Source organism: Shewanella atlantica (assembly GCF_003966265.1).
GTDB classification, from domain to species: domain Bacteria; phylum Pseudomonadota; class Gammaproteobacteria; order Enterobacterales; family Shewanellaceae; genus Shewanella; species Shewanella atlantica.
Window position 1 is genome coordinate 290774 of sequence record NZ_RXNV01000003.1, and the last position, 24788, is coordinate 315561.

Below are 24788 nucleotides of genomic sequence, written 5' to 3' on the forward strand. Positions count from 1 at the left end.
GATATTTAGACTCTCTGCCATCTTTAACTAATCTCAACACTCAAGGTGCATCTTCTGCATGGCAAATGCTGAAATGATTAAGTTACGCCACCTCCTTGGCATCTTTTACCAGTGATTTTTGAACGTGTTCAGGGGTAATATCGTATCTGGCAAAAGTCATACTGAACTGACCATCCCCTGCGGTCATAGATTTAAGTCGGGTCGAATAGTCATCGACGGTCGCAAGTGGCGCCTCAACGCTGACAGCAACTTTACTATTCCCCTGTGCCTGAGTACCACATACCATGCCCCGACAGGAACTGATATCACCTGTGATATCACCCACGTGCTCCTGGGCGACAACCACTTCCATCTCAACGACAGGTTCTAATATCACAGGCGTAGCCTGGGCCACCGCATCGAGAAACGCCTTCTTACCCGCCATCACAAAGGCAATCTCTTTCGAGTCGACGCTATGATGTTTACCATCGAGTAAGCAGACTTTTATATCCTGCATAGGAAAACCTGCGACGGCGCCAGAGAGCATGGCCTCTTTTATCCCCTTTTCAACGGCGGGGATATACTGTCCGGGAACCGAGCCACCCACGACTTTAGAGACAAACTCGAAACCGGCGCCCCTTTCCAGAGGCTCAACGGTCAACTCGACTTCACCAAACTGACCAGAACCGCCCGATTGTTTCTTATGGCGGTATCTTGCCGTAGCATTACCGGTAATCGTCTCACGATAGGCGACTGCGGGTTTATCAGTATCCATATCGACATTAAACACTTCATGGGCTTTTTCTATCGCGATCTGAAGATGCAGATCACCCTGCCCCTGAAGTATCGTTTGGCCTTCGGCATCGTTCTTCGCCAGACTTAAGCTAGGATCTTCGGCAACTAACTTATGTAAGACTTCGGCAATTTTCTGTTCATCGCCCCGGCGTTTTGGCATCACGGCTAAACCGAAGATAGGTTGAGGTAGATTGAGCTCAGGGAGGTGGAATTGATCTTCATCATGACTGTCGTGTAACACTGCGCCGACTTCAAGTTCATCCACTTTTGCAACCGCACAGATATCACCGGGGATGGCCTGAGGTACACCGATCTGCTGATCACCTTGTATTTTAAATATATGAGTAACTTTGAACGGTTTACGCCCCTCACCGATAAACAGTTTCATGCCGACTGTGATCGTCCCCTGATATAGGCGGAACACGCCCATTCGCCCAAAGAAGGGATCGATGGAGATCCTAAATACATGGGCCAGTACATGATCACCGGCATTCTGAGTCACATCTACCGGTGTATGATTGCTCCCAAGACCTTTGACAAACTGAGGCGGGTTAGCCTCTAACGGGCTTGGCATCAATTTAGTGATGATCTCCAACAGTGAGTCAATACCTATCTCTTGCTCTGCACTGGTAAAGCAAACCGGAACTAGGTGCCCCATACGTAACGCGGTTTCCAGTGGCGCATGCAACTGCTCGGGGGATAAACACTCTCCCTGCTCGAGATAGAGCTCCATCAACTCCTCGTCTTCCTCGAGTACAGTATCAATAAGATCATCTTTAGCCGACATCGCAGAGTGAAACAAAGCATCAGTGGCGCCCTCTTCACAATGAAGATAACAGTCGACCACATCATCTAATGATGCTGTAGGTAAATTGACCGGCAGACAACGCGGTCCGAATCGTCGCTGAATATCTTCGAGCAGGCCCGGTAATCTCTCTTCATTGCCATCGATATGGTTAACGGCAATCAATACCACCTTACCCATGGTTCGCGCCGCTTCGAATGCCCTCTGGGTCAGCGTCTCGATACCGGTCGATGCATTGATCACTAACAAGACAGACTCAACGCCGGGTAATGGTAAGAGTGCGCGGCCAAAGAAGTCTGGCATGCCGGGGGTGTCGATAAGGTTGATATGGTGATTGTCGAAATCTAGATTTAAGAAGGAGGGTTCTAAACTGTGGCGATGGGATTTTTCCTGGGCAGTGAAATCAGCATGATTTGTGCCCTTATCCACCCTGCCTTTTTGAGTAATAGCCTTAGCGCGGAAGAGTAATGCCTCCAGTAGAGAGGATTTACCCGATCCTGTGTGTCCGAGCACCGCCAGATTTCTGATCTGCTCGGTTATAAACTCAGCCATATTGGCCTCCTTCATGTCATTAAATTAAGTCAAATGGATTAAACCTTTGCATTGCTGCTAATAGAAAGTAGCAAGCTACTAGTGAAGAAAATTAAGTTGTTACCATAGAGTATAGACTTGTACCAGTGACTGTTATTTGACCTGGATCACGCTTTATTTCCCTACCTGTTTTTAAACAAAAATCACACAGATAGGGTACAAGTGTAAGCTCAAACTGGTCGGAAGAGAAAATATTAAGTCCCAGGTGATTGTGTTGAAACCTAAGGTCAGGTAGTCTGCTCAACCATTAGTCAAAAAAGACCCTATAAATAGCGACAAACTGGGAACTCCTGCAGGGTTACCCGGCCATAAAGTCGTATTTAGTCCCAGTAGATTATTAACGGAATAGCGCTAACCCGATGGCAGAGCAAGCTAGTAAAAATATGAATCCGGAAAATTCAAATCCGGATAAGCGTACGCAAAGCGCGACCGAGACCCGGCACCGCAATGCCACCACAACGCCCGAAATGCGTCGGTTCATCCAAGAATCCGACCTTTCAGTTACGCAACTTTCTAAGGTGCTGAACATCAGTGAAGCCACCGTACGTAAGTGGCGCAAACGTGACTCTGTCGAAAATACGCCGAATACGCCCCACCACCTTAATACAACGCTGACCCCCCTTCAGGAATACGTGGTTGTAGGCTTGAGATACCAACTCAAGATGCCACTCGATAAACTCCTTCGGGTCACTCAAACTTTTATCAACCCCAACGTTTCTCGATCCGGCTTAGCAAGATGTCTTAAACGCTACGGCGTATCACGGGTGAGTGATATAGAGAGCCCTCACGTACCCGAGCGATACTTTAATCAACTGCCCATCATTCAAGGCAGTGATATTCAAACTTATACACTTCACTTCGAAACGCTGGCCGAGACACTGGCAATGCCCAGTCCCGATGGCGATAACGTGGTTCAGGTAGTGTCTCTCACTATCCCGCCTCAGTTAACCGAAGACCAACCGAGTTCAATACTGCTTGGCATCGACCCGAGCAGCGACTGGATCTATTTAGACATATACCAAGATGGCAACACACAAGCCACTAATCGATACATCGCCTATGTGCTTAAGCATGGGCCGTTTCATCTGCGTAAGTTGCTCGTTCGCAACTACCACACCTTTTTACAGCGCTTCCCCGGTGCCAGACTCAGTACTGCTACCACACATAAAAGCGCGGCAACTAACAACAAGACGCCTGAACACCAGGCACCCAGCGGAGACTCATAATGAGCCAGACCTCTAAACCTTCAAAGAAGCCTTTAGCGAGTGATAAAAAGTCAGCTAAAGCAGCTCAACCACAGCATGACTCACAAGATGCTAATATTGCGGAAGATAGTCGACTCAATAAACGCCTTAAAGATATGCCTATCGCGATAGTCGGTATGGCCAGCATCTTTGCTAACTCCCGCTACTTGAATAAGTTCTGGGATCTTATTAGCGAAAAAATCGATGCCATCACCGAGTTGCCTTCGACACACTGGCAACCGGAAGAGTATTACGATGCTAACAAGAGCACACCCGATAAGAGTTATTGTAAGCGTGGTGGTTTCCTGCCGGATGTTGACTTCAATCCAATGGAGTTTGGCCTGCCGCCAAATATCCTGGAGCTGACTGATAGCTCGCAGCTACTCTCTTTGATTGTTGCTAAAGAAGTTTTGGCCGATGCGCATCTGCCTGAAGGTTACGACAGAGATAAGATTGGTATCACACTAGGTGTGGGCGGTGGTCAGAAGATCAGCCACAGCTTAACAGCTCGTCTGCAATACCCGGTGCTTAAGAAGGTATTCGCGAACAGCGGCATCAGCGACGAAGATAGCGCAATGCTGATCAAGAAGTTCCAGGACCAGTATGTTCATTGGGAAGAGAACTCGTTCCCGGGATCTCTGGGTAACGTTATCTCTGGTCGTATCGCTAACCGTTTCGATTTTGGTGGCATGAACTGTGTCGTCGATGCAGCCTGTGCAGGTTCCCTCGCCGCAATGCGTATGGCACTGACAGAGCTGACAGAAGGCCGCTCTGAGATGATGATCACCGGTGGTGTGTGTACCGATAACTCACCGTCTATGTACATGAGCTTCTCGAAGACGCCGGCATTTACCACTAACGAGACCATTCAGCCATTCGATATCGATTCGAAAGGTATGATGATCGGTGAAGGTATCGGCATGGTCGCGCTGAAGCGTCTCGAAGATGCCGAGCGTGATGGCGACCGTATCTACTCTGTTATTAAAGGTGTGGGCTCATCTTCAGACGGTAAGTTCAAGTCTATCTATGCGCCGCGCCCCGAAGGTCAGGCTAAAGCCCTTAACCGAGCCTATGATGATGCAGGTTTTGCCCCCCACACGCTAGGGCTTATCGAAGCCCACGGTACAGGTACTGCAGCAGGTGACGCCGCAGAGTTTGCCGGTCTTTGTTCAGTGTTTGCCGACGGCAACGACACGAAACAGCATATCGCTCTGGGTTCGGTGAAGTCACAGATTGGCCACACTAAATCTACTGCAGGCACAGCGGGTCTGATTAAGGCGGCGCTGGCTCTTCATCATAAGGTATTGCCGGCAACGATTAATGTCAGCGAGCCAAGTCCTAAACTGGATATCGAGAACTCACCATTTTATCTGAATACCGAGACTCGCCCCTGGTTGCCACGTGTTGACGGCACACCGCGCCGTGCCGGTATCAGTTCATTTGGTTTCGGTGGCACTAACTTCCACTTCGTGCTGGAAGAGTACAACAATGAACATAACCGCTTAAATGCTGAAAAGGCTAAGTACCGTCAGCGCCAAGTTGCCCAAAGCTTCCTGGTAAGCGCCGCATCAAAAGATGCGCTTATCGCTGAGTTAAATAAGTTAGCAACAGCAGCAACAACCGATGAGTTTATCATCGCCACTGCCGCACAAGATTACGGCCTTCGTGAGCTGGACGCCAACGCACCGCGTATCGGCTTAGTCGCTAATACAGGCGAAGAGCTAGCAACACAGATCAAGCAAGCAATTACTAAACTTGCTACTGATGAAGCAAGTTGGCAGCTGCCAGGTGGCACTAGTTATCGCGCTAATGCTATCGAAGGTAAAGTTGCCGCACTATTTGCCGGCCAAGGCTCACAGTACCTCAACATGGGTCGTGACCTTGCTTGTTACTACCCGGAGATGCGTCAGCAGTTAGTCGCTGCAGATAAAGTCTTTGCCGCTAATGATAAGACACCACTTTCACAGACTCTTTATCCAAAGCCTGTGTTTAATAAAGATGATGTTAAAGCACAAGAAGCCATTTTGACTAACACCGCAAATGCTCAAAGTGCAATCGGTGCTATCTCTATGGGTCAGTATGAGCTGTTCACTGCCGCCGGTTTTAATGCCGATATGGTTGCAGGTCACAGCTTCGGTGAGCTAAGTGCACTTTGTGCATCTGGCGCTATCTCAACTGAAGATTACTACAAGCTAGCCTTTGCCCGTGGCGATGCCATGGCAACAAAAGCACCGGCAAAAAAGAAAGATGGTGTAGAGGCTGCTGATTCTGAAACAGATAGTGGCGCCATGTACGCCATCATCACAAAGTCAGCTGCCGATCTCGAGGCCGTTGAAGCCACTATCGCCAAGTTTGATGGCGTAAAAGTCGCTAACTACAATGCACCGACACAATCTGTGATTGCAGGCCCGACAGCCTCTACTGCTGATGCAGCTAAAGCGCTTAGTGAGCAAGGCTATAAGGCAATTAATTTGCCTGTATCTGGTGCCTTCCACACAGAACTGGTTGGTCATGCCCAAGCCCCATTCGCTAAAGCAATTGATGCCGCTAAGTTCAGCAAGCCAACCCGCGCGTTGTACTCAAACGCAACGGGCGAGCTTTACGATAACACCGCCGCTAAGATTAAGGCTTCGTTCAAGAAACATATGCTTCAATCGGTACGCTTTACCGCTGAACTTGAAGCTATGTATGACGCTGGCGCACGTGTTTTTGTTGAGTTTGGTCCTAAGAACATACTTCAAAAGCTGGTTCAGGGAACACTTGCAGAAAAAGCGGGTATAGTCGCTATCTCTATCAATCCAAGCCCTAAAGGCGATAGCGATCTACAGCTTAAGCAAGCTGCGATGCAGCTAGCGGTTGCCGGTATCAAGCTTGATAATATCGACCCATACCAAGCCGATATTGCCGCCCCAGAGAAGAAGTCGCCAATGAGCATCTCGCTTAACGCCGTAAACCATATCAGCAAGGCCACTCGCGCTAAGATGGCCAAATCTCTCGAAACTGGCACAGTCACCAGCTCTACTATCGTAGAAGAAAAGGTCATTGAGAAAGTAGTTGAAGTAGAGAAAGTGGTAGAAGTTGAGAAGATCGTAGAAGTTGAAAAAGTTGTCGAAAGAATTGTAGAAGTCCCAACAGTTATAGAGAGTCAAGTAGTGTCTCAAAACGCACCTGTTTTAAATAAAGAGCCATCAGCGGTTCTTAGCAATAAGCCATCAGCGGCTGTTAGCAATGACGCGCTAACTAATTTCTTTGCAGCGCAGCAGCAAGCAGCAGAACTTCATCAGCAGTTCCTGGAGATCCCGCAGCAATACGGTGAGACCTTCACGACCTTAATGACTGAACAAACCAAGTTAGCTGGAAACGGCATCGCAATACCAGAAAGCCTACAACGCTCTATGGAGCAGTTCCACCAGCTTCAGGCACAGACACTACAGAGCCACACTCAGTTCCTTGAGATGCAAGCCGGCAGCAACACTGCAGCGCTAAGTATGCTAACGGGCACTCCAACTCAAATACTCTCTGAGCCACAAGCGAAAACAGTTAAACCAGTAGCCCCAGTACAAACAGCTATTGCTCAGCCTGCACCAGTTCAAGTTGCTGCTCCAGCACCTGTTGCACAGGTTCAAGTGGCTCCAGTTCAAGTGGCTAAGCCAGTACAGACCATTAGCCATCAAGCAGCTCCAGCTCCAGTACAAGTAACTCCAGTTGCTGTAGCTCCTGCAGCTCAAGCAGAAACAGCCCTAAGCTCGACTCTTTCTTCTGAGAAGGTCCAAGCAACCATGCTTGAAGTGGTTGCCGAGAAAACCGGTTACCCAACAGAGATGCTAGAGCTTGAGATGGATATGGAAGCCGATCTTGGTATCGACTCTATCAAGCGTGTTGAAATTCTAGGAACTGTTCAAGATGAGCTACCAGGCTTGCCTGAGCTAAGCCCTGAAGATCTAGCCGAGTGTAGAACACTGGGCGAAATCGTTTCGTACATGAATAGCAAGTTGCCTAATACAAGTGCCGCCGCAACTCCTGTTGCTACTGCCGCTTCTGCTGAGACAGCCTTGAGCGCGCAAACAGCCCTGAGCGCACAAAGAGTTCAAGCAACCATGATGTCAGTGGTTGCCGAGAAAACCGGTTACCCGACTGAGATGTTAGAGCTTGAGATGGATATGGAAGCCGATCTTGGTATCGACTCTATCAAGCGTGTTGAAATCCTGGGTACCGTTCAAGATGAGCTACCAGGCTTGCCTGAGCTAAGCCCTGAAGATCTAGCCGAGTGTAGAACATTAGGTGAAATCGTTTCGTACATGAACTCTAAGCTCCCTACAAGTGCGGCTGAGGGCTCTAACCTCTCTACAACTGACGGCGCAGGCGCTTCAGCTGAAGGGACTAATACAAGTGCCGCCGCAGCGCCTGCCGTGAGTGGCCTTAGCGCACAAAAAGTCCAAGCAACCATGATGTCAGTGGTCGCCGAGAAAACAGGCTACCCAACTGAAATGTTAGAGCTTGAGATGGATATGGAAGCCGATCTTGGCATCGACTCTATCAAGCGTGTTGAAATTCTGGGTACCGTTCAAGATGAGCTACCAGGTCTTCCTGAGCTAAACCCAGAAGATTTGGCTGAGTGCCGAACTCTTGGCGAAATCGTGGCGTACATGAACTCTAAGCTAACACCTACAAGTGCAGCTGAAGGCTCTGCTAATACAAGTGCCGCAGCAGCGCCTGCTGTGAGTGGCCTTAGCGCACAAAAAGTCCAAGCGACTATGATGTCAGTGGTTGCCGACAAAACTGGCTACCCTACTGAGATGCTGGAACTTAGCATGGATATGGAAGCTGACCTTGGTATCGACTCTATCAAGCGAGTTGAAATCTTAGGTACTGTTCAAGATGAGCTTCCAGGTCTTCCTGAGCTAAACCCAGAAGATTTGGCTGAGTGTAGAACATTAGGCGAAATCGTTGCCTACATGAACTCTAAGCTGACTAATACAAGTGCAGCTGAAGGCTCTGCTAATAGCGCTGCGGCGGCTCCTAACGTTAGTGCCGCAGCAGCGCCCGCTTCAAGTGGTTTAAGTGCCGAGCAGGTCCAAGCAACTATGATGTCAGTGGTTGCCGATAAGACTGGCTATCCAACAGAGATGCTGGAACTTAGCATGGATATGGAAGCTGACCTTGGTATCGACTCTATCAAACGCGTTGAAATCTTGGGTACAGTTCAAGATGAGCTTCCTGGCTTGCCTGAGCTAAACCCTGAAGATCTTGCTGAGTGTCGTACACTGGGTGAAATCGTGACTTATATGGGCAGTAAACTGCCAGCTGAAGGCTCTGCTCATACAAGTGCCGCTGAAGGCTCGCTCTCTACAGGTCTTAGCGCCGAAAAAGTTCAAGGCACTATGATGTCAGTGGTTGCCGAGAAGACCGGTTACCCAACAGAGATGCTAGAACTTAGCATGGATATGGAAGCTGACCTGGGTATCGACTCAATCAAGCGTGTTGAAATCCTAGGAACAGTTCAAGATGAACTACCAGGTCTTCCAGAGCTAAACCCTGAAGATCTTGCAGAGTGTCGCACACTGGGCGAAATCGTAAGCTACATGAACTCTAAGCTGGCCAATGCAAGTGCTGTTGTAACAGGTGCTGTTAAGTCAGTAGCAGACACAATCACCTCTTCTCTAGAGCTTCCTCCTCACAGCGAGGTGGCGCTAAAAAAGCTTAACGCGGCGGATCAAATCAACAACTGTTTCGCCGCAGACGCAACCGTAGTGATTAACGATGATGGTCACAACGCAGGCGTACTAGCAGAGAAACTAACAAAGCAAGGTCTTAAAGTAGCCGTTGTTCGTCTACCTAAAGGAGCTGCACAATCACCACTAAGCAGTGATGTGGCCAGCTTCCAAGCTGACAGTCTTGATGAATCAGGCATCAGCGCCGTTATTGCTCAAATCGAGCAGCAACTAGGTCAAATTGGTGGATTTATTCACCTGCAACCTGAAGCTGGCACTTTCTCAAAAGAGAGTACCAACACTAAAGACGCTGTAAATCCCCCAGCTTTAAATCTAAGTGATGGCAGCTTCACTCACGTTAGCCAAGCATTCCTTTGGGCTAAGCTACTACAGCCAAAGCTGACAGCATCAAGTGATAAGCGTCGCAGCTTTTTCACGGTTAGCCGTATCGATGGTGGTTTTGGTTACTTAGACACTAAGCAGCTTGAAAATGCTGAGCTAAACCAAGCTGCACTTGCAGGTTTAACTAAGACACTTAGCCATGAGTGGCCAACTGTCTTCTGCCGTGCGCTAGACATCGCTACTGACCTAGATGCTACCCATCTTGCTGATGCGATCACCAATGAGCTGTTCGATAGCGAAACGAATCTACCAGAAGCAGGTATCTCACTCGACGCTAAAGGCAATGTTGTCCGTACAACGCTAATAGCAGGTGAAGCGAGCAGTAAACATGCTGGTTCATCACTTAATAGTGCAGATAAAATACTGGTGACCGGGGGAGCAAAAGGTGTGACCTTTGAATGTGCCCTTGCATTAGCTAAGCGTACACAGTCTCACTTTATCCTTGCAGGCCGTAGCGAGCTGCAAGCTATCCCTGCATGGGCAACAGGTAAACAAATTAGCGAGCTAAAGCCCGCAGCGATTGCGCACATTATCTCTACAGGTAATAAGCCAACACCTAAGCAGGTTGAAGCTTTAGTTTGGACTGTTAAGAGCTCTATCGAGATCAACACAGCCCTTGAAGCCTTTGCCGAGGTTGGCGCAAGTGCTGAATATGTCAGCATGGATGTAACCGATACTGCCGCTATTACAGCAGCGCTAAATGGTCGCTCAAATGAGATCACTGGCCTTATCCACGGTGCTGGCGTACTTGCCGATAAGCATATTCAAGATAAGACGATTGACGAATTAAGTCGTGTATACGGTACTAAAGTTAACGGTCTTAAAGCACTACTTGCTGCACTTGATTCAAGCAAGGTGAAACTACTGGCGATGTTCTCATCTGCTGCTGGTTTCTACGGCAACACAGGTCAGAGCGATTACGCTATGTCTAACGACATCCTTAACAAGGCAGCGCTGCAGTTCACTGCGCGTAATCCGCAAGCTAAAGTGATGAGCTTTAACTGGGGCCCTTGGGATGGCGGCATGGTTACCGATGCACTTAAGAAGATGTTTACCGAGCGTGGCGTATACGTTATCCCACTAAAAGCAGGGGCTGAGCTTTTTGCCACCCAACTGTTAAGTGAGACCGGCGCTCAGCTGCTTATCGGTACCTCTATGCAAGGTGGCGGCGACGCTTCTAAACAGGACGCTTCTGTAAAAAAGCTTAATGCGGGTGAGGTGCAACTTGCATCGCGCCCGCTAGCACCTGTCTCTCTAACTAGAGCTTTAAACCCTAATACTATGGTCTTTATTCAAGACCACCGCATTAGCGGTAACCCAGTGCTTCCCACTGTATGTGCAATACAGTGGATGCGTGAGGCAGCGAGTGAGATGCTTGGCGCTCAAGTTAAAGTGCTCGACTATAAGCTACTTAAAGGGATCATCTTCGATAGCAGCAATGTTCAAGAGATGACCCTTGAGTTGACGCCTATAAATAGTGAGCCTTCAGCGGCTCTTAGAATGAGTGCCATGATCTCTTGCCTGGGTCGTCCGCAGTACAAGGCTACTCTTGTAAGCGTTAACGCCGATGAAGCTGTGCTATCAACCAGATCGTTTACCGACCTTGGCGATGCAGTGACAGATACGGCAGAGCTCTACAGCAACGGAACCCTATTCCACGGGCCACGTCTGCAGGGCATAAAGCAGGTATTTAGCTTTGATGATGCAGGCCTGTTAGCCACTTGTCAGCTTCCACAAGTCCATGACAGTGATTGCGGCCAGTTTGTTGCTACAGGTCATATCGGAGGCAGTCAGCCATTTGCTGAAGATCTACTGCTACAGGCGATGCTGGTATGGGCAAGGCTTAAGTACGGTGCAGCGAGCTTGCCATCAGCCATAGGCGAGTTTATCTCACACAAGCCATTAGCATTTGGTGATCAAGCAGTACTAACGCTAGAGGTCGTTAAAACAAGTGCTCGCTCACTTGAGGCCAATGTCGCGCTTTACCATGAAAATGGTGAACTAAGCGCCATGATGAAAGGGGCGAAAGTCACTATCAGCAAAAACCTCAATAGCGCTTTCTTGAACGAAACAGCCTTGAGCGCGGGAGGAAAGTCCTAATGGTCCACTCGTCAGCTAGCGCGAGCGTCAGTGATCAAGTCATCAAGAGTGAGATGCCACTGCGCATCGCACTCTTGGTGCTTCCAGCATCAATAGATTTAAATGCGGCCTCTCTTGATTCACATGAGATAGCTAAACAGCTATCTGTGTTAATGCCTGAGTTATATCGTTCGAAATTGCTAGAGACAACAGAGCTTGTCTCTATCAAGGTCGATGATTTCGAAGCTAACTTAACTGCTACTATCGAGTCGATAGAGCAAGGTAAACTAGTGCAGATCTCAACGCCGACAAGCTCGCTTTTGATGATGCATGCACTAAAAGCGGCGCAAAATCGAATTCACCCCCATGCGCAACTTGCAGCGATGCAGATTCAAGCTGAACTTGATTCAGCAGCCTCTGTTACTGCTTGTATGGCTGATGCTTGTATGGAGAGCGCATTAAGCCAAGCAAAGCGTAAGCCTGACAGCGTCAGCAAGCGCTTCGACCTACCTGAGCTTAACAGTACTGAGCAGTTTGATGCCGTATGTAAACTCATCCAAGATCTTGCTTCTCGTACACACCATAGAGATACACAGTCGATTGGCCCTAAACAAGCTACTAGCCACTACTGGTTTACCGACCACCATCAAGCACGTGTGGTGGCAATTAACCTAACGAATAGCGTCAATGGTCAAAGCTGCATCAGTTTCGTGGTATCCCAAGGCACAGGCTTTATCGCACCAAAATCGATTATCGATACTAAGCGATTACAGCTTGTTGTCTCAGCGGATAACCAAGCAGGACTTATTGATGCGCTAGGTACGCTGAAAGCCCAATTGGCTCTAACAACACAGGGCTCATCACTACTCAAATTGATGCGTGATAATCTCCTTGCATTCGAAGCGACTAGCGGCAAATACGCCATCACGCTGCAAGCAGGTTCAGTTGAAGCCATGCTGCAAGAGCTTGATGCCATGGCTGAGACTGTATCTAAGATAATGGCTGAAAGCGGCCAAGCTCTTTCACAACAGTATCGCACGCCAGCAGGTAGCTACTTTACAGCTGAGCCTTTAGGCTCATCTGCTCAAAATGGCCTTGCCTTTGTCTACCCAGGTGTAGGCACAGTTTATAGCGATATGTTCAGTGAGCTACATGGCTACTTCCCGTCACTCTTCTCTCAACTTGAGCGTGAAGGTGACTTGAAATCCATGTTCCAAGCCGATGCTATCTATAACTTAGACCCTAAGGTGGCACCAGCCATGCCATTAGGGGATCTGGCAATTGCCGGTGTGGGTAGCAGCTACCTACTGACACAACTATTAGTCAAAGAGTTTAATATCACGCCAAACTTTGCCCTGGGTTACTCCATGGGTGAAGCGTCTATGTGGGCAAGCCTTGGTGTATGGAAAGAGCCACATACCCTGATTGAAAAAACTAAGACTGACCCGCTATTTACCAGCGCTATTTCAGGCAAGTTAACTGCGGTTCGCAAGGCTTGGCAGCTCGATAACAGCGATGCTGATATTGTCTGGAACAGCTTTGTTGTTCGCTCACCAGCCGCCCCGATTAACGCGCTACTCCCTGAGTTCCCCCACGCCTATCTAGCCATTGTTCAGGGTGATACCTGTGTGATTGCAGGCTGTGAGAACCAATGCAGAGCGTTATTAGCACAGATGAAAAAACGTGGCATTGCAGCGAACCGAGTAACAGCTATGCATACGGCTCCAGCGATGGAAGAGCATGGTAATGTGGAGCTGTTTTACAACCAGCCGCTGCAAGAGTCACTGCCAACTGATATTAAGTTTATCAGTGCAGCATCTGGTGACACTCATGTATCAAACACCCAAGGTGGCCTTGATAGTCAAGTTGTCGCAAACTCAATTGCCGATACCTTCTGCAACACCTTAGACTTCACCGCACTTGTTCACAGTGCCCAAAAGCAAGGTGCTAAGTTATTTGTTGAGTTAGGTGCAGATAGACAAAACTGTACCCTTATCGACAAAATCGCTAAGCAAGATCGCCAATGCGGCGGCGAGTCAACAGATTTTCCTTGCTGCACAGTGCCCGTCAATGCAAAGGGTGGTGATGATATCACTACTCTGCTTAAGGCATTAGGCCAACTCATTAGTCATCGTGTTCCACTCACGACTCAACCACTTATCGATGGATTGAATCGTGAAATTGCACTATCGCAACTACAGTCTCAGCTACAAAAAGCAGCTAGCACGACACAGTGCAACAGTGAACAGATGCCGAACCTAACATTACAAGGGGAAGTTTAATGTCTTCTTCAGACAAACAGGCCACTAAGCAAAGCAAGATCGCAATAGTCGGTCTTGCTACGCTATACCCTGACGCTAAATCGCCAGGTGAGTTTTGGCAGAACCTGCTCGATAAACGAGACTCACGCACCACCTTAACCAATGAAAAGCTAGGTGCGACTAGCCAAGACTATCAAGGTGTTCAGGGACAGTCTGACCGCTTTTATTGTGATAAAGGCGGTTACATCGAAAACTTCAGCTTCGATGCTACCGGCTATCAGCTACCCAGCGAAAGCTTAACCGGATTGGATGACAGCTTCCTTTGGGCGCTAGACACTAGCCGTAAAGCACTCAATGATGCAGGTATCACCTTAGGTAATGCCTCCCTTGATCGTACGGGGATCATCATGGGCGCCCTTTCGTTCCCAACGACTCGTTCGAACGATCTGTTTCTGCCTATCTATCACAGCGCTGTCGAAAAAGCGCTGCAAGATAAGCTGGGAGCGAATGCATTTAAGCTAAACCCAACTAACGCCCACACTACTCGTGCCCAAAGCGAAGCAACACTGGATAACGCCAATGGTGCTATCGCCCACAACGCCTCGAAGGTTGTGGCTGATGCATTGGGGTTAGGCGGCGCGCAGCTTAGCTTAGATGCAGCTTGTGCAAGCTCGGTCTACTCACTCAAGCTTGCCTGTGATTACCTCACAGCTGGCAAAGCCGATGTGATGTTAGCTGGCGCAGTCTCTGGCGCAGATCCCTTCTTTATCAACATGGGATTCTCCATCTTCCACGCCTATCCGGATCATGGTGTTTCAGTACCCTTTGATAGCGACAGTAAAGGTCTGTTCGCCGGAGAAGGTGCTGGCGTACTTGTGCTAAAGCGTCTTGAAGATGCCGAGCGCGATAACGATAAGATCTATGCCGTTGTCAGTGGTGTTGGCCTCTCTAACGATGGTAAAGGACAGTTTGTACTGAGCCCTAACCCTAAAGGTCAGGTAAAAGCCTTCGAGCGTGCCTATGCCGCCAGTGATATCGAGCCAAAAGATATCGAAGTGATTGAGTGTCACGCAACAGGCACACCGCTAGGTGACAAGATTGAGCTGACCTCGATGGAAACCTTCTTCGAAAATAAGTTAGCGGGTAGTAAAGCGCCGCTAATTGGTTCAGCGAAATCTAACTTAGGCCACTTACTCACTGCCGCTGGCATGCCGGGGATCATGAAGATGATTTTCGCCATGAAACAGGGAGCACTGCCGCCAAGTATTAATATTAGCGATGCGATATCGTCGCCAAATAGTCTATTTGATGCAGGTACTCTACCGAATCAAGTGCAGCCATGGCCTGTAAAAGCGGGTAACGATAAGCGTCATGCTGGCGTATCGGTATTTGGTTTCGGTGGCTGTAATGCACACTTGTTACTAGAGAGCTATTTACCTCCAAAAGACGCCGCGGGTGCCTCACCGAATCCAGCTGCTGGCGCTCAAGTAGTTAATAAGCCAGTAGCCCAACCAGCAGCGATGAAGATCACAGGTCTTGCCTCTCACTTTGGTCCTCTTAGCAGCATAAACCAGCTCAGCGATGCCGTAGCATCAAACAGCAATGGCTTTATCTCGCTACCTAAGAGGCGCTGGAAAGGGTTAGAGAAACATCAAGAATTGCTTGCAGAGTTTGGACTTACAGCAGCGCCAAAGGGTGCCTATGTCGATAGCTTCGATTTGGACTTCCTACGCTTTAAGCTGCCGCCTAATGAAGATGATCGCCTGATCTCACAACAACTGATGCTGATGAAGGTCGCCGATGAAGCAATTCGTGACGCTAAGCTTCAAGCAGGTCAGAAAGTGGCAGTGTTAGTTGCTATGGAGACTGAGCTAGAACTGCATCAGTTCCGCGGACGCGTTAACTTGCACACTCAACTAGAGCAGAGCCTATCGGCCCTTGGTGTTACTTTAACGAGTGATGAGTACCAAGCGCTTGAAGCTATCACTATGGATAGTGTGCTCGATGCGGCTAAGCTCAACCAGTACACCAGCTTTATCGGCAACATCATGGCCTCTCGAATCGCATCCTTGTGGGATTTCCATGGTCCAGCATTTACTATCTCTGCTGCCGAGCAGTCGGTTAGCCGCTGTATCGATGTGGCGCAAAATATGATGGCCAATGAATCATTAGATGCGGTCGTTATCGCAGCGGTGGATCTCTCTGGCAGCTTCGAGCAGATAATACTGAAAAACAGTGTCGAGCCAGTATCGATTGATGCAACTGCTGTTCAAAACTCTACAGCTCAAAACAAGGGTAACTGGAATGTTGGTGAAGGTGCGGGTGCCGTGGTACTTGTGCCAAGTGACACTGGTGCCTCTAGCGCTTATGGCGAAGGCTCTAGCGGCCAAAGTTCTTATGGCCAGAGCTCTTACGGAGAGATAAGTGCCCTAGCCTTTGGCAAAGTGACACAAGCTAACCTAGTTACTGATAACTTGCTGACTCAAGCTGGCGCTGATATCAACACAGTCAAAGTCGTTGAAACCAGTATCGCACCGGGTAGCCTAACGGCTACACCTGTGAGCAAGCTATTCCCAAATGCTATTAGCACAAGTGCCGATGAGCGTGTGGGTCACAGCTTTGCCGCTGCAGGAATGGCAAGCCTACTCCATGGTCTGCTTAGCCTGTCTGTACAAAATCAGCCCCAGCATAAGTCAGGCACTGCAGTTGTTGCTAATAGCAGTGAGAATCAAGTATCTCAACTATTAATCAGCCAAAGCTCAACAGAAAACAGTGCGCTAACCGCTCGTTTAAGCAGTGAGCTTAAATCTGATGCTAAGCACCAGCTACTTAAGCAGGTGACTTTAGGCGGCCGTGACATCTATCAGCATATCGTCGATACACCACTTGCAGCTCAAGCCTCAATTCAGAGCAAGCTTGCGACAGTCAGCGCTTCAACGGTTGTAAAGCAGCACAAACCGCTAATCACACGACCAGCTCAAACTGTAGCGCAAATAGCGCCGCAGCAGGTTCAGCAGCAAGCAACACCTGTTAGCCCTACTCCAGCATTAGGTACTGTTATAACAAGGTCAGAGAATACAAAGACTATGACAAACAAGACAATAGACGTTTCAGCAGGCGATATGGCTGCATTTGCACAAAACCAGCAGCTGACACAAGAGGCTCATCAAGCATTCTTGAAGAGCCGCTCGACAGGTATGAAAGTCGCCGATGCCCTGCTTAAACAGCAACTTGCTCAAGTGACAGGCCAAGCACCAGCACCGGCTTCATACGCTAACACGCTTGCTACTCAGCCAGCACTTCAACAAGCGCCTGCGGCTGCTCACTCTTTACCACAAGGGAAAGCGCCTGCGGCTCTGAAAAAAGAGCTGCAGCCTGACCACGCTAACGTGCCGCCATATACTGCGCCAACACCTGAGCTTAAGCCATGCATCTGGAACTATGCAGACTTAGTTGAGTATGCAGAGGGTGATATCGCCAATGTATTCGGCTCAGATTACGCCATCATCGATAGCTACTCACGCCGCGTTCGTCTACCGACCACAGATTACCTGCTTGTGTCACGCGTCACTAAACTCGATGCCACCATGAACGAGTTTAAGCCATGCTCTATGACCACAGAATATGACATTCCGGTCGATGCGCCTTATCTGGTCGATGGCCAGATCCCATGGGCAGTGGCGGTTGAGTCAGGTCAGTGCGACTTGATGTTAATTAGTTACTTGGGTATCGATTTCGAAAATAAGGGCGACCGCGTCTATCGACTACTCGATTGTACCCTCACCTTCCTGGGCGATCTGCCACGTGGCGGCGATACCCTGCGCTATGACATCAAGATCAACAACTACGCCCGCAACGGCGAAACCTTGCTGTTCTTCTTCTCCTACGAATGTTTTGTCGGCGACAAGATGATTTTGAAGATGGACGGCGGTTGTGCCGGTTTCTTCACCGACGAAGAGCTTGCCGACGGTAAAGGGGTTATCCGCACCGAAGATGAAATTAAGGCGCGCAACTTGGCAGTGAAAAAGACCTTTAACCCGCTGCTGGATTGCCCTAAGACCAGCTTTAGCTACGGCGATATTCATAAGCTGCTAACGGCTGATATCGAAGGCTGTTTCGGTGCAACTCACGCAGGCCCAACGCAAGCATCACTGTGTTTCGCATCGGAGAAGTTCCTGATGATCGAGCAGGTGAGCAAGGTTGAGCGCAACGGCGGCACATGGGGTCTTGGCCTAATCGAAGGTCATAAGCAACTCGAAGCCGATCACTGGTACTTCCCTTGTCACTTCCAGGGCGACCAGGTGATGGCAGGCTCCTTGATGGCCGAAGGTTGTGGTCAACTGCTGCAGTTCTTTATGCTGCACTTAGGCATGCACACTCAAACTAAGAACGGCCGTTTCCAGCCACTTGAGAATGCATCACAGCAGGTTCGCTGTCGCGGACAGGTACTGCCACAATCAGGCACGCTAACTTACCGTATGGAAGTGACTGAGATTGGCTTCAGCCCACGTCCATATGCAAAAGCAAATATCGATATTCTGCTTAACGGTAAAGCCGTGGTCGACTTCCAGAACCTGGGTGTGATGATTAAGGAAGAAGATGAGTGCACCCGCTACCCAACTCTTTCTGAATCGAAAGTGCCAGCGGCGTCTCTTAATAAAGCGCCTTCAGCGGCACTTAATGAGAGCAAGGCTTATCAACCAGCATCGGTTAACGCGCCACTTATGGCCCAAATTCCAGACTTAACCAAAGCGCCAAACAAGGGTGTGATCCCGATTTCACACGTAGAGGCGCCAATCACACCGGATTACCCGAACCGTGTTCCTGATACAGTGCCATTTACGCCGTATCATATGTTTGAGTTTGCGACCGGTAACATCGAAAACTGTTTCGGACCTGAGTTCTCAATCTACCGCGGCATGATCCCACCACGTACACCTTGTGGCGATCTACAGGTGACCACTCGTGTGATTGAGGTCAACGGTAAGCGTGGCGACTTTAAGAAGCCATCATCATGTATCGCAGAGTATGAAGTACCAACTGATGCCTGGTATTTCGATAAAAACAACCACCAAGCGGTAATGCCCTACTCTATCTTGATGGAGATATCTCTACAGCCAAACGGCTTCATCTCAGGATATATGGGAACAACCCTCGGTTTCCCAGGCCTTGAGCTATTCTTCCGTAACTTAGATGGTAGCGGAGAGCTGTTACGTGAAGTCGATCTTCGCGGTAAGACTATCGTCAACGATTCGCGTCTGTTGTCGACCGTGATGGCAGGTACCAACATCATTCAAAGCTTTAGCTTCGAACTGAGCACAGATGGCGAACCATTCTATCGGGGAACTGCGGTATTTGGTTACTTCAAGGGCGATGCACTTAAAGATCAGCTTGGCCTTGATAACGGTAAAGTCACCCAGCCTTGGCATGTCGCTAAAGGTATTGCAGCAGATACCAAAGTTAACCTACTCGATAAGAGTGGCCGTCACTTTAATGCTCCTGCGAGTCAGCCACACTACCGTTTAGCCGGTGGTCAGCTGAACTTTATCGACTCTGTAGAAATTGTCGATAATGGCGGCACCGAAGGTCTTGGTTACCTTTACGCTGAGCGCACCATCGATCCGAGTGACTGGTTCTTCCAGTTCCACTTCCATCAAGATCCGGTTATGCCGGGCTCGCTGGGTGTTGAAGCGATTATCGAAACCATGCAGACTTACGCCATCAGTAAAGATTTAGGCGCCGGATTTAAAAATCCAAAGTTTGGCCAGATCCTGTCGAACATCAAGTGGAAGTACCGTGGACAGATCAACCCGCTGAACAAGCAGATGTCTATGGATGTCAGCATCACATCGGTCAAAGATGTCGACGGTAAGAAAGTGATCACGGGTAATGCGAGCCTGAGTAAAGATGGTCTTCGCATATACGAAGTGTTTGATATCGCAATCTGCATAGAAGAGGCTCTTTGAATTTGAGTTATTGACTGGCTATTTTGCTCAATTTCTGTGTCAAAAGTGCTCACCTATAGTCATAGGCTGCGCGCTTTTTTCGGGAAATTGAGCAAAAGTATCTGCGTCCTAACTCAATTCATAAAACGTACTAGTTAAGTTTGAAAACTCAAACTGATAAAGAACTAAAACAGAAAAGAATTAATTTAAGGGTCAAGAATGAATCCTACGACAACAAGTGAAAAGCTCTCTCCATGGCCTTGGTCGGTAACCGATGCCAACATCAACTTTGATGTGAACACAATGGAGCAGCAACTGAAAGACTTCAGCCGTGGCTGCTACATAGTTAACCACAGCGAAAAAGGCACTGGTATCGCCCAAGAGGCAAGCTTAGCATCAGAGCAAGGTGCTAATGGTAATGCACAACCAGTCAGCGCTTTCGCGCCTGCACTTGGCACCGAAAGCTTAGGTGACAGTAACTTCCGCCGTGTACACGGGGTAAAATACGCCTATTATGCCGGTGCGATGGCTAACGGCATCTCATCTGAAGAGCTGGTTATCGCCCTGGGTCAAGCCGGAATTTTATGTTCATTTGGCGCAGCGGGCCTGATACCGAGTCGTGTCGAAGCGGCAATTAACCGCATTCAAAAAGCCCTGCCAAATGGCCCATACATGTTCAACCTAATCCATAGCCCGAGTGAGCCAGCATTAGAGCGTGGCAGCGTCGAGCTATTTCTAAAGCATAAGGTCCGCACCGTCGAAGCCTCGGCATTTCTTGGGCTTACGCCACAGATTGTCTACTACCGCGCTGCAGGTCTGAGCCGTGATGCCCATGGAAACGTGGTTGTCGCTAACAAGGTCATAGCCAAAGTCAGCCGCACCGAAGTGGCTGAAAAATTCATGATGCCCGCGCCGGCTAAGATGCTACAAAAGCTGGTCGATGACGGCTCTATCACACCAGAGCAGATGGAGCTGGCTCAGCTGGTTCCTATGGCGGATGACATCACCGCCGAAGCCGATTCAGGTGGTCACACGGATAACCGTCCGTTAGTGACACTACTGCCAACGATTTTGGCGCTTAAAGAGGAGATCCAGGCCAAGTACCAGTACGACACACCAATCCGTGTCGGTTGTGGTGGCGGTGTGGGCACTCCCGATGCGGCGCTGGCAACCTTTAACATGGGCGCAGCCTATATCGTTACCGGTTCTATCAACCAGGCCTGTGTCGAAGCCGGTGCCAGCGAGCATACCCGTAAGCTGCTTGCCACAACCGAGATGGCCGATGTAACCATGGCCCCTGCTGCAGATATGTTCGAGATGGGCGTGAAGCTGCAAGTAGTAAAGCGCGGCACCCTGTTCCCGATGCGCGCTAACAAGCTTTACGAAATCTACACCCGTTATGACTCTATCGAAGCGATTCCGAGTGACGAGCGTGAGAAGCTTGAGAAGCAGGTATTCCGTTCATCGCTTGATGATATCTGGGCCGGCACTGTGGCTCACTTTAACGAGCGTGACCCTAAGCAGATCGAACGCGCCGAGGGCAACCCCAAGCGTAAGATGGCGCTTATCTTCCGCTGGTATCTCGGGCTTTCGAGCCGCTGGTCTAATTCAGGCGAAGCGGGTCGTGAGATGGATTACCAGATCTGGGCAGGTCCGGCACTGGGCGCATTTAACCAGTGGGCCAAGGGCAGCTACTTAGATAACTACCAGGACCGTAATGCAGTCGATCTGGCTAAGCACCTGATGTATGGCGCCGCTTACTTGAACCGCGTTAACTCGCTGACCGCTCAAGGAGTGAAGTTGCCAACTGAGCTACTGCGCTGGAAGCCGACACAGAGGATGGCTTAAAGCTAAGAAGTCGCGAGGGAAAGCAGTTTCGAGTTGCGAGGAAAGGTCTCAGCCTTGAGCGGCTCTTATAGATAGCCCTGAGCGGTTTTTTGAAGAATGTCAGCCCTGAGCGGCTTTTAGAAAAAGAGAAGTTTTAAGCTGTAAGAGAAAGCAAAAGCCATCGGGCACTTCTTACCTGGATAGAAGTAGTGCCGATGGCTTTTTTGTCTTAACCAAACCATTATGAGTTAAACACCATGCTTTAAATTTCACCCCAGCTCTCCTTCTACACTTGTTACTTGCTGGCACGGCATATCTGATACCTTTGGCTCATATTCATCACCTAATAATTCATAAAGCATGTTCTGAGCGCTATAGTAAGCCTCAAACCGCTCTGTTGTGTTTAAGTACTTATACTGGTAACCGAAGAAGCTTTCTTGAGAACGAATTTTTTGTCGAACACAAACTTGCATTGCGACGAGATAATCAGCAAGTAAAGCTGCATCATCAATGGATACTTCGCTGATATCCATTGAAGCCAAATTCAATAATTTTTGGTAAATTTTTCCAGCCTTAAATCCAAGCATACGTAACACAGGATCCGTATGCTTCATAACTACAAATACTTCATAATCATCTCTCACACCATCAAAATTAGAGTCGACTCCATCGATCGTCTTTGATGTATCATCTTGATAGAGTATAGGAAGCTCATATCCGATAGCGGGATGGGTAAATTCTTCCCATTGATACTTACTGAAATGACTACCAGGTTTCGAAAAGCCCAACCGCTTTACAAAATAGAACTTCCGTTCAATAGCAACTGAATCGCCAAGAAGATAGAGTTGACCGGGCTGCCATTCCTTAATACCAGTCAAAGCTACCGGAGACCATATCCATCGAGAATCTGATGGTTCAATATTGGAACTCGGTAGAACTGAAACCCAAATTCGATGACTGTGAGCAACGATTTCACTTCTCTTATATCTCCTGTCACCATTAAATTTTTCATAATCTTGATAATCAAGAGCATAAATCTGCGCAGAAAAAGCAAGAAAAAAAAATAATATCCTTATCATTTTATAAATGCCTTTTAGTCAAAACATCCATTTAGTTCAAAGAGCTTGAGCCTATGACAAAAAATAACTTAATCAGCACAACCTGCACTAGGACAGCTCCGTTAATACCAAAACACACGCTAGTAAGCTTATCCTTTCGACCTCCAACTCCTATATGAAAAGATGATTATGAATTTTTAATAGCCAAACCTAATTTTGCAGTTTTCTCACCAGCAAAAAATAACGATAGAAATCGAAAAAACGGAATATAACCGAGCGTAATTTGCTGATTAAGGGCATGCAGAAAGACTTTTCATATGGCAGGAGACTCGTCCGTGAGTGATTTAAAAAGCCTAGTATTAGAAATCTAATTGCGCGAACTTATCATTCATTTTAGCAAGATAAAGGGGCCTGTTCCTTTTATCTGATTATTTCATTAACTGCTTCAGTTACTCATCACCCAGACTCATTGCCTCTTTGATTTCGTCACTGCCGAACCCTTTACGGGACAGATACGCATAGGCCTTCGATTTATCTTTATAGTCCGACAGGTCATAGCGCTTTTTAGCCAGCTCATTTTTACAGCTTTGATAGAAATCGACCTCGCCTGTGAGCGATAATTGGTACAAGGTCTCTTCGAAGTCGCTCACATCGATCAGCCGCTGTTTTAGCTCCTGCAGGATGAGGGTTTCGCCCTTGCCTTTGTTAAATAGTTTGATGATTTCAGTGGTTAAGTCGGCCTTGTCTGCTTTTACGGCTAATTTACTGCGCAGTGTTTCACGTTCCGGGTGTTGTGACAGTGCGTGGTCAATTTCTACCCGAGAAAAGCCTTTGGTGGTCATCATGGCATAGACTTTTTCTCGCGTAGTACCGTAAAAGTTCTCATATTTGCTTAACAGCCTGGATGTCGCCATCTTATAGGAATCGACATTTTGCTCGCCCATCACCTGCTCTATTGCGGTATCAATCTCAGTAACGGCGATGCCTCGCCGTTGTAACTTACGTCTTATCGCGCCTTTACCTATTTCATGACTGAAGGCCAGCTCGCAATAGCGCACAGCAAAGTCGTAGTCACTTTTTAAGTAACCATTTTCTATCAGGTTAGCGAGTACGGTCTCAATCCACTCCAGGTTTTCGGTTTTACGTTCAAGCTTGGCGCGAATTTCATTGATGGTAAAATCTTGCTGGCCAAGGTGCCAATAGGCACTACTGAAAACGTTGTCGATGGTTTTGGCTTGACGTAGTGGTGGGCGCTGCATAACAAATTGATCTTAATTAAAAAGTAACCAAAAGCAGTGTAGCAGATCACCGCGTTGTTGAGTACGCGCTAGACCTCTTTGTGTCAGGGCCGTTGTGCTTGAATACGATTTGAGAACAAGCCAAATATGTCTTAGTTATTGTTAATAATTGGTTAGATTGGTTTGATTGGCTTTTTTGCCCCTACGGATTAGGGGCTGATTACTGACGATATATAAAACCTACAATTACTAATACGAAAACAGCAGGACTCCACCGTTCTGGCGAAGTATCACTTAAGTTGCCCCACCACATCTTTGCGACAAAACAGCTGGTAAAAATCACCACCGTTCCAAGGCGGTGTATACCGAGATATGCACCCGTACCCTTCCTCCCAGAGGCTCTTTCCAAGTGAAATAATCGCCAATGCTGGTTCACCCTGGCTTTCAGCTGTGGTACAAGAGATCAAGGCTCCACGCATCTTCCTTGGGGAAAGGTGTAACATCGGGCTGCCTTTCAAATCTGCGAAAAATCCTGATACAAATCCGCTACTTTGGATCTTATTACACCTTTTAGTACTTCCTTTGATCGTAAACATAAGGTCTATAACATCGTCTTTGTCTACTTCGTCAAAATCCGTGTCATCTTTGAAACTCAAAGTTAGCGAAACAGGTTCGTAGTTTGTGTAATTCTCATTCACATATTCACTTGTGGGTGTAATATCGAACTCGTAGGTTTTAGCTGCGTAGGTGGTCGATGACACACTTAGAAGTGTAAATATCATAACCGATTTAAATAATTTGAAACTCATTGCTCACCCTTCAATTAATCTGTGGGGGAAAGTCCTCTTCGATA

General features: G+C 48.2%; 9 protein-coding genes. 5 read left to right on the forward strand and 4 right to left on the reverse strand.

Annotated elements, in window-relative coordinates; translation table 11 throughout:
- Positions 1-82: 82 nt before the first annotated feature.
- Positions 83-2131: an elongation factor G gene (fusA, locus tag EKG39_RS09980; protein WP_126505597.1), complete on the reverse strand. Its 2049-nt coding sequence runs from the start codon at positions 2129-2131 to the stop codon at positions 83-85.
- Between the two features lie 422 nt (positions 2132-2553).
- On the opposite strand from fusA, the gene EKG39_RS09985 reads away from it, so the two are divergent.
- The 5 genes from EKG39_RS09985 to pfaD all read left to right on the forward strand — a co-directional run bounded on the left by EKG39_RS09985 (position 2554) and on the right by pfaD (position 21660).
- Positions 2554-3396 carry a transcriptional regulator gene (locus EKG39_RS09985; RefSeq protein ID WP_425470169.1) on the forward strand — a complete coding sequence of 281 codons (843 nt, stop codon included), beginning with the start codon at positions 2554-2556 and terminating at the stop codon, positions 3394-3396.
- A complete protein-coding gene (locus EKG39_RS09990) occupies positions 3396-11627 on the forward strand; it encodes a type I polyketide synthase (RefSeq protein ID WP_246028466.1) in 8232 nt (2743 codons plus the stop codon). Before EKG39_RS09985 ends, EKG39_RS09990 begins: the two co-directional genes overlap by 1 nt.
- The gene (locus EKG39_RS09995; RefSeq protein ID WP_126505599.1) at positions 11627-13888 is read left to right on the forward strand and encodes a PfaB family protein; all 2262 of its coding nucleotides are present in this window, start codon (positions 11627-11629) and stop codon (positions 13886-13888) included. The genes EKG39_RS09990 and EKG39_RS09995 overlap by 1 nt, the downstream gene beginning before the upstream one ends.
- Complete coding sequence (locus tag EKG39_RS10000) at positions 13888-19833, forward strand: hotdog fold thioesterase (protein WP_126505600.1); 5946 nt, start codon at positions 13888-13890, stop codon at positions 19831-19833. Before EKG39_RS09995 ends, EKG39_RS10000 begins: the two co-directional genes overlap by 1 nt.
- Positions 19834-20031: 198 nt before the next feature.
- Complete coding sequence (gene pfaD / locus EKG39_RS10005) at positions 20032-21660, forward strand: eicosapentaenoate synthase subunit PfaD (protein WP_126505601.1); 1629 nt, start codon at positions 20032-20034, stop codon at positions 21658-21660.
- Positions 21661-21908: 248 nt separating this feature from the next.
- Here the strand turns inward: pfaD and EKG39_RS10010 are convergent, their stop codons facing one another.
- From EKG39_RS10010 to EKG39_RS10020, 3 genes are all read right to left on the reverse strand, one after another.
- Positions 21909-22718, reverse strand: coding sequence for a hypothetical protein (locus tag EKG39_RS10010; RefSeq protein WP_126505602.1), 810 nt, complete (start codon positions 22716-22718; stop codon positions 21909-21911).
- 428 nt (positions 22719-23146) lie between these two features.
- Positions 23147-23956 (reverse strand): RecX family transcriptional regulator, encoded by an 810-nt coding sequence (locus EKG39_RS10015; RefSeq protein WP_126505603.1) that lies wholly within the window; start codon positions 23954-23956, stop codon positions 23147-23149.
- A gap of 269 nt (positions 23957-24225) precedes the next feature.
- Entirely contained in the window at positions 24226-24744 is a 519-nt protein-coding gene (locus tag EKG39_RS10020) for a hypothetical protein (protein WP_126505604.1), read from the reverse strand.
- Positions 24745-24788 lie beyond the last annotated feature (44 nt).